Source organism: Pseudomonas veronii (assembly GCF_002028325.1).
GTDB classification, from domain to species: domain Bacteria; phylum Pseudomonadota; class Gammaproteobacteria; order Pseudomonadales; family Pseudomonadaceae; genus Aquipseudomonas; species Aquipseudomonas veronii.
In genome coordinates this window covers 908,270-920,975 of sequence record NZ_CP018420.1, presented here as the reverse complement: position 1 = coordinate 920,975, position 12,706 = coordinate 908,270, and the positions used below count along the sequence as shown (strand labels likewise).

Annotated in this window: 11 protein-coding genes; 6 read left to right on the top strand and 5 right to left on the bottom strand. The window is 62.0% G+C overall.

Annotated features, from left to right (window positions below; genetic code table 11):
- The first annotated feature begins 5 nt into the window (after positions 1-5).
- The gene (locus PverR02_RS04160) at positions 6-848 is read left to right on the top strand and encodes a hypothetical protein (RefSeq protein ID WP_079442828.1); all 843 of its coding nucleotides are present in this window, start codon (positions 6-8) and stop codon (positions 846-848) included.
- 84 nt (positions 849-932) lie between these two features.
- Here the strand turns inward: PverR02_RS04160 and cysN are convergent, their stop codons facing one another.
- The 3 genes from cysN to PverR02_RS04145 all read right to left on the bottom strand — a co-directional run bounded on the left by cysN (position 933) and on the right by PverR02_RS04145 (position 4,697).
- Positions 933-2,831, bottom strand: a complete 1,899-nt coding sequence (gene cysN, locus PverR02_RS04155; protein WP_046488067.1) for a sulfate adenylyltransferase subunit CysN — start codon at positions 2,829-2,831, stop codon at positions 933-935.
- A 9-nt stretch (positions 2,832-2,840) separates the two neighbouring features.
- Positions 2,841-3,758, bottom strand: coding sequence for a sulfate adenylyltransferase subunit CysD (gene cysD / locus PverR02_RS04150; protein WP_010565604.1), 918 nt, complete (start codon positions 3,756-3,758; stop codon positions 2,841-2,843).
- A 180-nt stretch (positions 3,759-3,938) separates the two neighbouring features.
- Positions 3,939-4,697: a Nif3-like dinuclear metal center hexameric protein gene (locus tag PverR02_RS04145; protein WP_017845498.1), complete on the bottom strand. Its 759-nt coding sequence runs from the start codon at positions 4,695-4,697 to the stop codon at positions 3,939-3,941.
- Positions 4,698-4,799: 102 nt separating this feature from the next.
- On the opposite strand from PverR02_RS04145, the gene algW reads away from it, so the two are divergent.
- Together algW and PverR02_RS04135 are read left to right on the top strand one after the other, a co-directional pair.
- Positions 4,800-5,954 carry a Do family serine endopeptidase AlgW gene (gene algW, locus PverR02_RS04140; RefSeq protein ID WP_017845499.1) on the top strand — a complete coding sequence of 385 codons (1,155 nt, stop codon included), beginning with the start codon at positions 4,800-4,802 and terminating at the stop codon, positions 5,952-5,954.
- 114 nt (positions 5,955-6,068) lie between these two features.
- Positions 6,069-8,165 carry a TonB-dependent siderophore receptor gene (locus tag PverR02_RS04135; RefSeq protein ID WP_079442827.1) on the top strand — a complete coding sequence of 699 codons (2,097 nt, stop codon included), beginning with the start codon at positions 6,069-6,071 and terminating at the stop codon, positions 8,163-8,165.
- 102 nt (positions 8,166-8,267) lie between these two features.
- Here PverR02_RS04135 and hemH read toward each other — a convergent pair whose 3' ends face one another.
- Positions 8,268-9,293, bottom strand: a complete 1,026-nt coding sequence (gene hemH, locus PverR02_RS04130) for a ferrochelatase (RefSeq protein WP_079442826.1) — start codon at positions 9,291-9,293, stop codon at positions 8,268-8,270.
- Between the two features lie 14 nt (positions 9,294-9,307).
- Positions 9,308-10,207, bottom strand: coding sequence for a TIGR01777 family oxidoreductase (locus PverR02_RS04125; protein ID WP_046384748.1), 900 nt, complete (start codon positions 10,205-10,207; stop codon positions 9,308-9,310).
- 211 nt (positions 10,208-10,418) lie between these two features.
- On the opposite strand from PverR02_RS04125, the gene PverR02_RS04120 reads away from it, so the two are divergent.
- The 3 genes from PverR02_RS04120 (at position 10,419) to PverR02_RS04110 (ending at position 12,695) form a co-directional block, all read left to right on the top strand.
- Complete coding sequence (locus PverR02_RS04120; protein WP_057005761.1) at positions 10,419-11,402, top strand: NAD(P)/FAD-dependent oxidoreductase; 984 nt, start codon at positions 10,419-10,421, stop codon at positions 11,400-11,402.
- On the top strand, positions 11,402-11,617 hold the full coding sequence (locus tag PverR02_RS04115; RefSeq protein WP_017845504.1) for a TIGR02450 family Trp-rich protein: 216 nt from the start codon (positions 11,402-11,404) through the stop codon (positions 11,615-11,617). The genes PverR02_RS04120 and PverR02_RS04115 overlap by 1 nt, the downstream gene beginning before the upstream one ends.
- Before the next feature lie 112 nt (positions 11,618-11,729).
- A complete protein-coding gene (locus PverR02_RS04110; RefSeq protein WP_079442825.1) occupies positions 11,730-12,695 on the top strand; it encodes a YbgA family protein in 966 nt (321 codons plus the stop codon).
- The last annotated feature ends 11 nt before the right edge of the window (positions 12,696-12,706 follow it).

Below are 12,706 nucleotides of genomic sequence, written 5' to 3'. Positions count from 1 at the left end.
ACTTCATGAACATCTCGCCGACATCCGCACCCTATGTTCCATATTCGCTGCCCTCACTTCTAGTTAGTCGACTTCACCCAGGACGTGACCAGTCGACACCGGATGTCTACAGCAAGACATACGAAGACGGCAATCTAACGATCAGCGCAGATTACGATCTCCAGGAAGCCAATACTCCAGGCATACCTAAACGCGTCACCATTAATACGGGTAACGAAAACGACCGCATTCACATTCGCCTGGGCAGTGACAATAAGGTTACGGCAGATATCAACGGGGAAAGTTACCCGTTAAATCTGGAGAACGAAAAGGCCTTAAAAACACTCCTTATCAAAACCAACGGCGGCAACGACCGGGTCACTGTAGATGAAGACGTAAAAAACACCGTTGCGATCTACACCGGAGACGGTGACGATCACGTCAAGAGCGGAGGCGGCCTAACATTCGCATACTTGGGTAACGGTGATGATGAAGCGTCCTTGGGGAGTGGCGGGGGCATGCTTGAAGGACAAGGCGGCAACGACTTTCTGACCGGGGGACTAAGTCGGTATAACTCACTTGACGGCGGTGCCGGCAACAACATCATGAGGAGCGGAACAGGTGGTGGCCCCGATCAGGCGACTCATATCGCTGGCCGCGGGGACCGCGACACAATGACCTCACTTTCCGGAAGGTTCTCTATCACCAGTAGTGGCGGAGCCTCCTTCATCACCACCGAAGGCAAGGGCGACATTCGTATAGGCGGAGGCAAAAACACCATCAATACCACCTCGGAAGCAACCCTCTCAGAAAAAAGAGACAGTGACGTAATCACCCAAACTGATGTCCCTGCTCGCGAAGAAATTTAACCCTCAGACACACTAAAAAGCCCGTCGCGATTCACACGCTGACGGGCTTTTTTGCAGCTTGACGCTTAACGCTTATCAGCGCGCCTATATCGCGCCGCGCTGACGCAACAGCTCCAGCACTTGCTTGACGCTGTCTTCCAGCGACAGGGCCTGGGTGTCGATCACCAGATCGGCATTCAACGGCACGTCGTAGGGGAAGGACTCGCCAGGGATGTTATCCCCACCGGCCGCGTACAAGCCTTGTGGATCGCGCTCGGCACACACCAGCGGCGAAGCCTGCACGTAGACCGTCAGCAAGCGGTCGGCACCGATCAGTGCCTTGGCCTGTTCACGCCCTTCGGCATCCGGCGCAACGAACGCGGCCAGGGTCAGCAGGCCGGCTTCGTTGAACTGGCGTGCGACGTGAGCCGCACGACGCCAGTTCTCGGTACGCCCGACGCGATCCTGCGGCAAGCCTTTGTTCAGGTCGTGGCGCAGGTTCTGGCCATCCAGTACAAACACCGCGCGGCCCATGTCGAACAACTTGCGTTCAACCGCATAGGCCAGGGTGCTTTTGCCGGCGCCCGACAAGCCGCTGAACAACACGGTGGCCGGCTGCTGGCCGAAGCGCTGGGCGCGCTCTTCGGTGGCCACATGGGCCAACTTGCCGTGCTGCGCGGCGCTGCCGTGGCTGACCGGCGGCGCGATGATCATGCCCGCGGCCACGGTGCCATTGGTCAAGCGGTCGATGACGATGAACGCGCCGGTGGTGCGGTTGCTCGCGTAACCGTCCAGGGCGATGGCGGCGTCGAGGCTGACCTTGACCCGGCCGATTTCGTTCAACTGCAGCGAACTCGCCGGGCCTTCGGCCAGGGTGTTCACGTCCACGCGATGCACGATGCTGGTGATGGAACCCGGCACGTAGCTGGTGGCGCGCTTGATGTCGTATTTCTTGCCCGGCAGCATCGGCTCTTCGGCCATCCACACCAGCATGGCGTCGAAGGCGTCGGTCACTTGCGGCACGTTGTCGGCATGCACCAGCAGGTCGCCACGGGAGATGTCGATCTCGTCTTCCATGGTCAGGGTCACGGCCTGGCCGGGACCGGCGTGTTCCAGTTCACCGTCGAAGGTGACGATGGATTTGACGCGGCTGCTCTTGCCCGACGGCAGCACCACGACTTCGTCGCCCTTGTGGACGATGCCGCTGGCCAGGGTGCCGGCGAAACCGCGGAAGTTCAGGTTCGGACGGTTGACGTACTGCACCGGGAAACGCAGGTCGGTGTAGTTGCGGTCGTTGGCGATCTCGACGGTCTCGAGGATCTCCATCAGCGACTGGCCGGTGTACCACGGCGAACGCTCGCTCTTGTTCACCACGTTGTCGCCCTTGAGCGCCGACATCGGCACGAACGCCATGGTGCTCGGCTTGAAGGCGATACCGTCGGCGAACTTCAGGTAGTCGGCCTTGATCTGCTCGAATACGCCTTCGTCGAAACCGTTGAGGTCCATCTTGTTGATGGCGACCACGATGTGCTTGATGCCCAGCAACGAGGCAATGAAGCTGTGGCGACGGGTCTGGGTCTGCACGCCGTAGCGCGCGTCGACCAGGATGATCGCCAGGTCACAGGTGGACGCACCGGTGGCCATGTTGCGGGTGTACTGCTCATGGCCGGGGGTGTCGGCAATGATGAATTTACGCTTGGCGGTGGAGAAGTAGCGGTAGGCGACATCGATGGTGATGCCTTGCTCGCGCTCGGCCTGCAGGCCGTCGACCAGCAGAGCCAGGTCGATGTCGTCACCGGTGGTGCCGACCTTCTTCGAATCGCGGGTGATGGCTTCCAGGTGATCTTCGTAGATCATCTTGGAGTCGTGCAGCAGGCGCCCGATCAGGGTGCTCTTGCCGTCGTCGACGTTGCCGCAGGTCAGGAAGCGCAACATTTCCTTGCGCTCGTGCTGGCCCAGGTAGGCGAGGATGTCCTCGCTGATCAAATCAGATTGATGCGACATGACAACCCCTTAGAAATAGCCTTGACGTTTTTTATCTTCCATCGAGCCGGCACCATCGTGGTCGATGACCCGGCCCTGGCGCTCGGAAGTTCGCGTCAGGAGCATTTCCTGAATGATGTCCGTCAGCGTCTCCGCTTCGGACTCCACCGCGCCCGTCAACGGGTAGCAGCCAAGGGTACGGAAACGGACTTTCTTTTTGACGATGCGGGCTTTGTCTTCGTCGGACAAGTGCTCGAGGATGCGGTCGTCGTCGATCATGATCAACGTGCCGTTCTTCTCGATCACATCGCGCTCGGCGGCGAAGTACAGCGGCACGATCGGGATGCCTTCCAGGTAGATGTACTGCCAGATGTCCAGTTCGGTCCAGTTGGACAGCGGGAACACACGGATCGACTCGCCCTTGTTGACGTTGCCGTTGTAGACGTTCCACAGCTCCGGGCGCTGGTTTTTCGGGTCCCAGCGGTGCTTGCTGTCGCGGAACGAGTACACGCGCTCTTTGGCACGGGATTTCTCTTCATCGCGACGGGCACCGCCGAAGGCTGCGTCGAAACCATACTTGTCCAGGGCCTGCTTGAGGCCTTCGGTCTTCATGATGTCGGTGTGCTTGGCGCTGCCGTGGGTGAACGGGTTGATGCCCTGCGCCACACCGTCCGGGTTGACGTGGGTGATCAGGTCCAGGCCCAGTTCTTCAACCATGCGGTCGCGGAACGTGTACATCTCCTGGAATTTCCACTGGGTGTCGACGTGCATCACCGGGAACGGCAGCTTGCCCGGGAAGAACGCCTTGCGTGCCAGGTGCAGCATCACGGCGGAGTCTTTACCGATCGAGTAGAGCATCACCGGGTTGTCGAACTCGGCGGCGACCTCGCGGATGATGTGGATGCTTTCCGCCTCCAGCTGTTTCAGATGCGTCAGTTTGTCGACCATGGCTACTCACGGAAAAACGATCTTATGGACGGCCAGCGGGCCGTGTTCGAGCGAGGCATGCTAGCACAGCACCTGCTTCTATTCAGGGCGCCGACTAGATCGAAACGGTATATGGATATGCCCCGAGGTTTGGCGGTGATGGCCGGCCGAACCCTCCCAAATGTGGGAGGGTGGTGTGCGTTAGATCGGGTTGGGACAATCGATGAACAAATGCTCCAGGGCGAAACGCCGCGCCAGGTAATCGCCCAACGCCTGCACACCGTAACGCTCGGTGGCGTGATGGCCGGCGGCGATAAAGCTGATGTCGTTTTCGCGCGCGCTGTGGAAGGTCTGTTCGGAGGCTTCGCCGCTCAGGTACAGGTCGACGCCGGCCGCAATCGCCTGGTCGATGTAACCCTGGCCACCGCCGGTACACCAGCCGACGCGGCGGATCATCTCGCTGCCTTCGATCAGCAGCGGCTCGCGCCCCAACACGCTCTGCACGCGGTGGGCGAAGTCACGCGGCGACAGCGGCTCGGCGAGGGAGCCGACCAGCCCGACGATCTTGAGGTCGGCCGGGTCCAGCGGGCCTTCGACGGTGATGTCCAACTGCCGAGCAAGCTGTACGTTGTTGCCGACCTCGGCGTGCAGGTCCAGCGGCAGGTGGTAGGCCAGCAGGCTGATGTCGTGCTTGAGCAGGGTCTTCAGGCGGCGCTGCTTCATGCCGGTGATGCACGGGTTCTCGCCCTTCCAGAAATAACCGTGGTGGACCAGCACCAGGTCGGCCTGGGCTTCGACGGCGGCGTCCAGCAATGCCTGGCTGGCGGTGACGCCGCTGACGATACGCATCACCTGCGGGCGCCCCTCGACCTGCAGGCCGTTGGGGCAGTAATCGGCAATTTTTGCGCTGCCAAGGTAGCGGTCCGCTTCCTCGACGAGGGTGCTCAAAGCAACGGCCATAAAAGACTCCTAAATATCCCGTTCCGAGGCGCTCGCAGCCTCGTATAATGCGCGACATTATGGGCGCTCCCCCGCCCCCTGCAACCTGTCAGGACTTACTTGATGCTCAAGGCACTGCGTTTTTTTGGATGGCCATTGCTGGCTGGCGTGCTGATCGCGATGATGATTATTCAGCGTTACCCCCAGTGGGTGGGCTTACCGAGCCTTGATGTGAACCTGCAACAGGCCCCGCAAACCAATACGATGGTGCAAGGCCCGGTGACCTACGCCGACGCCGTGGTCATCGCCGCCCCTGCGGTGGTCAACCTGTACACCACCAAGGTCGTCAACAAGCCGGCGCACCCGCTGTTCGAAGACCCGCAGTTCCGCCGCTATTTCGGCGACAACAGCCCCAAGCAGCGACGCATGGAATCCAGCCTGGGGTCCGGGGTGATCATGAGCCCGGAAGGCTACATCCTCACCAACAACCACGTGACCACCGGCGCCGACCAGATTGTGGTAGCCCTGCGCGACGGCCGCGAAACCCTGGCCCGCGTGGTCGGCAGCGACCCGGAAACCGACCTCGCGGTATTGAAGATCGACCTGAAAAACCTGCCCGCGATCACCATCGGCCGCTCCGAAGGGTTGCGGGTCGGCGATGTCGCGCTGGCCATCGGCAACCCGTTCGGCGTCGGCCAGACGGTCACCATGGGCATCATCAGCGCCACCGGGCGTAACCAGTTGGGCCTCAACAGCTACGAAGACTTCATCCAGACCGACGCCGCGATCAACCCGGGCAACTCCGGCGGCGCGCTGGTGGATGCCAACGGCAACCTGACCGGCATCAACACGGCGATTTTCTCCAAGTCCGGCGGCTCCCAGGGCATCGGTTTCGCGATCCCGGTCAAGCTGGCGATGGAAGTGATGAAGTCGATCATCGAGCACGGCCAGGTGATCCGTGGCTGGCTGGGGATCGAAGTGCAGCCGCTGAGCAAGGAACTGGCCGAGTCGTTTGGCCTGACCGGGCGCCCGGGCATCGTGGTCGCCGGGATCTTCCGCGACGGCCCGGCGCAAAAGGCCGGCCTGCAACTGGGCGATGTGATCCTCAGCATCGACGGCGAACCGGCCGGTGATGGCCGCAAGTCGATGAACCAAGTGGCGCGGATCAAACCGACCGACAAGGTCACGATCCAGGTGATGCGCAACGGTAAAGAGCTCAACCTGACGGCGGAAATCGGCCTGCGCCCACCGCCCGCGCCGGTGACGGAAGAGGAATAACCCGCGCCCTCCAGGTGCCCGTTCGCGAGCACCTGTAAGCACATATTTCAGAACCGAACCGCTTACATAATGACATGTTATATTGTTTCAATATCGCCATTGGAACGCTCTATCATGTCGCCTCGCACGTTTCCCCCCTTGGCCGGCCTGGCCTTGGGTTTGCTGCTGGACCCCGCCTGCGCCGAAGACACCCGCATTGAACTGGACGCCATCAGCGTCACCACCGACGCCTACGAATCCGCCACCGGCCCGGTCAACGGCTATCGCGCCACCCGCTCCGCCAGCGCAACCAAGACCGACACCGCGCTGCGTGACATCCCGCAATCCATCAGCGTGATTCCCGCCAATGTGCTCAACGACCTGGGCAGCACCGACGTGGAACGCGCCCTGGAATTTGCCGGCGGCGTCTCCAAGCAGAACAACTTCGGCGGCCTCACCCTCTACGAATACAGCGTGCGCGGCTTCACCACGTCGGAGTTCTACCAGGACGGCTTCAGCGCCAACCGCGGTTACCCGAGCACGCCGGACGCCGCCAATCTCGAACGCATCGAAGTGCTCAAAGGCCCCGCCGCCAGCCTGTACGGGCGCGGCGATCCCGGCGGCACGGTGAATATCGTCACCAAGAAACCCCAGCCCGACGCGTTCACCACCCTGCAAACCAGCGCCGGCAGTTGGGACCGCTATCGCACCGCGCTGGACGTGAACACCCCGCTCGACAGCGAAGGGCAACTGCTGACACGGGTCAACCTGGCGGTGGAAGACAACCATAGTTTCCGCGATCACGTAGACGCCAAGCGGGTGTTCGTCGCGCCGTCCTTCAGTTGGCAACTGGCCCCCGACACGCACCTGCTGGTGGAAAGCGAATTCGTGCGCCACCGCTCCACCTTCGACCGCGGCATCGTCGCGCCGCGCGGCATGTCGCGCTCCACCTTCCTCGGCGAGCCCAACGACGGCGACATCAACAACCACAACAACCGCCTCCAGGCCACCCTCGAACATCACCTCAACGACACGTGGGCCCTGCGCCTGGCCAGCCATTACAAACAAGGCAGCCTGGGGGGCGACGCTTCGGAAAACCGCGCGCTGAACAGCGACGGCCACACCGTCAACCGCCGCTACCGCGAACGCTCCATGGGTTGGCACGACAGCATCACCCAACTGGAACTGCGCGGTCTGTTCGACATCGGTCGTTGGCAACATGAGTTGCTGATCGGCACCGAGTACGAGGACTACCGCAAGAAGGAACGCGTGACCGCCATCGCCGGCAGCCCCTACGCGATCGACATCTACAACCCGGTCTACGGCCAGCCCAAACCCGATGGCGAGCGCTCCGGCACTGACTTCTCCGAACAGGTAAAAAGCCAGGCACTGAACCTGCAAGACCAGATCGTCTTCACCGAACGCCTGCGCGGCATGCTCGGCGCGCGCTTCGAGCACTTCGAGCAACACACCGACGACTTCACCCGTCATCACGCCAAGAGCCGCCAGACCCACGACGCCCTGACCCAGCGCGCCGGCCTGCTCTACCAGCTCACACCTGAAGTCGGGGTGTTCGCCAACGCCTCGACCTCATTCAAGCCGAACAACGGCCTGGACGCTGGCGGCCAATCCTTCAAGCCTGAAGAGGGCGTGGGGTATGAAGTGGGGATCAAGAGCGAGCTGTTCGACGAGCGCCTCAGCGCCACCCTCGCCGCGTTCCACATCGAGAAGGAAAACGTGCTGGCCGTGGACCCGGCCACCGACACCCAACGCGCCATGGGCAAGGCACGCAGCCAAGGGTTTGACCTGCAACTGAGCGGGCAACTGAGCGAGGCGGTGCGCGTGATCGGCGCGTTCGCCTACATCGATGCCGAAGTGACCAAGGGCGATAAAGCCATCCCCACCGGCAGCCGCATTCTCGGCGTGGCCAAGCGCAGCGGCAGCCTGTTGGGCGTGTATGAATTCCAGGACGGCACGTTGCGCGGTTCAGACGTGGGCGCGGCGTTCACCTATGTCGGTGATCGCTCCGGTGAAGCCGGCGGCAGTTTCGAACTGCCCGCTTATCACACCGTGGACCTGCTGGCGCATTACAAAGCCACCGACAACGTCACCGTGGGCCTGAACCTTAACAACCTGTTTGATGAAAAGTACTACGAACGCTCCTACAGCAACTACTGGGTCAGCCCCGGTGAACCGCGCAACTTCACGGTCAGCCTGACCCTCAACCTGTAACACGGTCAAACCTGTGGGAGGGGGCTTGCCCCCGATAGCGCTACAACAGTCACCTCACCCAGTGACTGGCAAACCGCTATCGGGAGCAAGCCCCTTCCCACATTACAGTGCCACGGGGGCCCGCTCGCACAGGGTGTTAAGCGCCACCGCCCACTGCTCGCTGTCATTCAAGCACGGCACCAGCACCAACTCCTCGCCGCCCGCTGCGCGGAATTGCTCCCGGCCACGGTCGCCGATCTCTTCCAGCGTCTCGATGCAGTCGGCCACGAACGCCGGGCACATCACCAGCAGCTTTTTCACGCCTTGCTGGGCCAACGCTTCCAGGCGTGCCTCGGTGTAGGGTTCGATCCACTTCGCCCGGCCCAGGCGCGACTGGAATGCCACCGACCATTTGCCGTCCGGCAGCCCCATGCGTTCGGCAAAATTGCGGGCGACGCTGAAGCACTGTGCGCGGTAACACGTGGCAAGCACCTGCGGCGAAGCGTTGCGGCAGCAATCGGCATCCTTGAAGCAATGCGCGCCGGTAGGGTCGAGCTTGGTCAGATGGCGCTCGGGCAGGCCGTGGAAACTCAGGAGCAGGTGGTCGTACTCCTGCGCCACGTAAGGCCGCACGCTCGCCGCCAGCGCATCGAGGTACTCCGGCTGATCATAGAACGGTTGCAGGATCGAGAACTGCACCTTGAGCTTCTTGTCGCGCACCACCCGCTGAGCTTCTTCAATCACCGTGGTCACGGTGCTGTCGGCGAACTGCGGGTACAACGGCGCCAGGGTGATTTTCTGAACGCCCTGGGCGGCCAGGCGCGTCAGGGTCGTTTCAAGGGACGGCTCGCCATAACGCATCGCCAGCTCCACCGGACCCTGGGTCCACTGCGCAATCATTTTCTGCTGCAGGCGCTGGCTGAGCACCACCAGCGGCGAGCCTTCCTCCCACCAGATCGAGGCATAGGCATGGGCCGACTGTTCGGGACGCTTGATCAGGATCAGCGACACCAGCAAGCGCCGCACCGGCCACGGCAGGTCGATCACGTAAGGGTCCATCAGGAACTGATTGAGGTAGCTGCGCACATCGGCCACCGAAGTAGACGCCGGTGACCCCAGGTTGACCAGTAACAACGCGTGATCCGTCATGCAACATCCTATCTCTAGAGGCGGCTGGACAAGTCGTCCAAGGCCGCCTTCAACTCAGTGAACTGGAAAGTGAAACCGGCCGCCAACAGGCGTTCGGGCAAAGCTTTCTGGCCGCCCAGCAACAAACCGGACAACTCGCCCAACCCCACCTTCAACACGAAGGCCGGCATGGGCATGAACGCCGGGCGGTGCAGCACCTGGCCCAACGTCTTGGCAAACTCGCGGTTACGCACCGGGTGCGGCGCGCAGGCATTATAGGGACCGCGGGCGTCGTGCTGGTGCAGAAGAAAATCTATCAGCGCGATTTGATCGTGGATATGCACCCACGGCATCCACTGCCGACCATTCCCAATCGGCCCGCCCAGTGCCAGCTTGAACGGCAGCAACAGCCGCGACAAAAAGCCGCCCTCGGCCGCCAGCACCAGCCCGGTACGCACCAGCACCACGCGAATACCCAGGGCTTCGGCGCGCTGGGCGGTTTCTTCCCAGGCGACGCACAACTGGCTGGGGAAATCGTCCTGCACCGGGCCGCTGGCTTCGGTCAGTTCGCGCTCGCCGCCGTCGCCGTACCAGCCCACGGCAGAACCGGAAATCAACACCGCCGGTTTCTCCGCCAGGCCTTCCAGCCACACCAGCAGGGTTTCGGTCAGACTGATGCGGCTGCTCCACAGCAGCGCCTTGCGTTTATGCGTCCAGGGGCGATCGGCGATCGGCGCGCCGGCCAGATTAATGACCGCGTCCACCGGGCCGATAACCTCTTGCAGGCTGGCGACACCGCGCACCGCATCGCCACATAACCGGGCGACCTGTTCAGGGCGACGGCTCCACACCGTCAGGCGATGCCCTTGCGCCAGCCAATGTTGGCAGAGTTGACGGCCGATCAGGCCGGTACCGCCGGTCAGCAAAATATGCATGGGATCTTCCTCATGTAACGTTCGCCACCGATCACTGGTCTATTTTATAAGCAGGGATCATTTGCAATCGGGCGTGACATTGATTTAAGCCTCAGCTTTAACCATAGGTCACGCCAAACGATCAGGTACGCCAAAACTTATACCAAAAAACAATATTGTACAGCTATTGGTGTCGGCGTAGTCTGTACCCAACGGTAAAACGAGGCCTCCCATGACTGTCCCCATCGCGATCATCGGCACCGGCATCGCCGGTCTCTCCGCCGCCCGAGCGTTACGAGACGCCGGGCATGTTGTACAACTCTTCGATAAAAGCCGCGGCAGTGGTGGCCGCATGTCCAGCAAGCGCAGCGACGCCGGCGCACTGGACATGGGCGCGCAGTACTTCACCGCCCGCGACCGCCGCTTCGTCAACGAAGTGCAGCGCTGGCAAAGCAATGGCTGGGCCGAGCAATGGAAGCCGCAGCTGTATAACTTCAAGTCCGGCGAACTCACGCCCTCCCCCGATGAACAGATCCGCTGGGTCGGCACGCCGCGCATGAGCGCCATCACCCGCGCCCTGCTCGACGACCTGCCGGTGCAGTTCAGTTGCCGTATCACCGAAGTGTTCCAAGGCAAACGGCACTGGAACCTGCTGGACGCCGACGGCGGCAACCATGGTCCGTTCAGCCACGTCATCATCGCCACGCCCGCCCCGCAAGCGACCGCCCTGCTGGCCGCCGCACCGAAGCTGGCAAGTGCCGCCGCCGGCGTGAAGATGGACCCGACCTGGGCCATCGCGCTGGCCTTCGACAAGCCGCTGGAAACCCCGATGGAAGGCTGCTTCGTGCAAGACAGCGCCCTCGACTGGCTCGCCCGCAACCGCAGCAAACCGGGGCGCGACACCGTCCTCGACACCTGGGTGCTGCACGCCACCAGCGCCTGGAGCAAAGAACATCTGGACCTGCCCAAAGAAGCAGTGATCGAACACCTGCACGGCGCCTTCGCCGAACTGCTGCACAGCGCCATGCCCGCGCCTTCGTTCAGCCTGGCGCACCGCTGGCTCTACGCACGACCGTCCAGCGCCCATGAATTCGGCGTGCTGGCCGACGCCGACCTGGGCTTGTACGTCTGTGGCGACTGGTGCCTGTCGGGCCGCGTGGAAGGCGCCTGGCTCAGTGGCCAGGAAGCCGCGCGACGCTTGATCGAGCACCTGTAATGAACCGCATAAACCCCGCTAAATTGCTGCTGTCGAAGTGGACAGCAGCACACCCGCGCAACAAGGAAAAACACTTCCTGGTCACCGAACTGTTTTGTGATGAAGAAGGCAACGTGCTCGACATCGAGCTGCAAGCCGTCATGACCCGGCGCGGAGAACGCCTGCCCTGGCAAACCCTGCAAAGCGCCGAGGACTGGCGAATCGGCTGGAAATAGCCCTCGCACAAATACTTGTACAAAGCATTTGACTTGTACAGCATCAAACCTATGATGAGATTTAGCTGTACATACTTTTACGCTTGTACAGGAATCTTGCAGAGGTTTGCCCATGTCCAGCACCCCGTCCTTCAAGCCGAAGATTGGCATCAGCGCCTGCCTGCTGGGCGAGAACGTCCGTTTCAACGGTGGCCACAAGCAATCGCAACTCTGCAGCGAGGTGCTCGCTGCGTACTTCGACTTTGTGCCGTTGTGCCCGGAAGTGGCGATCGGCCTGGGCATTCCCCGGGAGACCATTCGCCTGGTGGGCGATGCCGCCTCCCCTCAAGCCGTCGGCAGCGTGCATCGCGAGCTGAACGTCACCGCGCCGCTGGGTGAATACGGCGAAAAAATGGCCGCCGAGCACAGCGACCTGTGCGGCTATATCTTCATGCAGAAATCGCCGTCCTGCGGCCTGGAACGGGTCAAGGTCTACCGTGAAAACGGCGCACCGGTGGACGGCGGCGGGCGTGGCATCTATGCCCAGGCCTTTTGCGCGCGCCACCCCAACCTGCCTGCGGAAGAAGACGGCCGCCTGAATGACCCGGTGCTGCGGGAAAACTTCCTGACCCGCGTCTTCGTCTACGCCAGCTGGCAACAATTGCTCGGCGAAGGCCTGAGCCGCCATCGCCTGCTGGCCTTTCACGCGCGCTACAAATACCTGCTGATGGCCCACAGCCCGGCGCATTACAAAAGCCTCGGCAACCTGCTCGGCGGCATGGCCAAGGGCGAGGACCTCGACGCATTGGGCAGCTGCTATTTCAGCGCGCTGATGAGCGGCCTGAAAAAGTGCGCCACCCGCGGCACGCACACCAATGTGCTGCAACACATCAGCGGTTACCTCAAGCAGGCCATCAGCGCCGACGACAAACAGGAAATGCAAACCGTGATCGGCCAATACCACCAAGGCATCGTGCCGCTGGTGGTGCCGCTGACCTTGCTCAAGCACCACTTTCGCCTCCACCCGGACCGCTACATCGCGCAGCAGGCTTACTTGCAGCCGCACCCGGAAAATCTCAGCCTGCGCAATGCGATCTGAACCATGAAAAA

Coding starts and splice junctions, on each gene's coding strand:
- cysD (WP_010565604.1), bottom strand. CDS start 3,758: ATGGTCGACAAACTGACGCATCTGAAACAGCTGGAGGCGGAAAGCATC.
- PverR02_RS04110 (WP_079442825.1), top strand. CDS start 11,730: ATGTCCAGCACCCCGTCCTTCAAGCCGAAGATTGGCATCAGCGCCTGC.
- cysN (WP_046488067.1), bottom strand. CDS start 2,831: ATGTCGCATCAATCTGATTTGATCAGCGAGGACATCCTCGCCTACCTG.
- PverR02_RS04145 (WP_017845498.1), bottom strand. CDS start 4,697: ATGGCCGTTGCTTTGAGCACCCTCGTCGAGGAAGCGGACCGCTACCTT.
- PverR02_RS04120 (WP_057005761.1), top strand. CDS start 10,419: ATGACTGTCCCCATCGCGATCATCGGCACCGGCATCGCCGGTCTCTCC.
- algW (WP_017845499.1), top strand. CDS start 4,800: ATGCTCAAGGCACTGCGTTTTTTTGGATGGCCATTGCTGGCTGGCGTG.
- PverR02_RS04135 (WP_079442827.1), top strand. CDS start 6,069: ATGTCGCCTCGCACGTTTCCCCCCTTGGCCGGCCTGGCCTTGGGTTTG.
- PverR02_RS04160 (WP_079442828.1), top strand. CDS start 6: ATGAACATCTCGCCGACATCCGCACCCTATGTTCCATATTCGCTGCCC.
- hemH (WP_079442826.1), bottom strand. CDS start 9,293: ATGACGGATCACGCGTTGTTACTGGTCAACCTGGGGTCACCGGCGTCT.
- PverR02_RS04125 (WP_046384748.1), bottom strand. CDS start 10,207: ATGCATATTTTGCTGACCGGCGGTACCGGCCTGATCGGCCGTCAACTC.
- PverR02_RS04115 (WP_017845504.1), top strand. CDS start 11,402: ATGAACCGCATAAACCCCGCTAAATTGCTGCTGTCGAAGTGGACAGCA.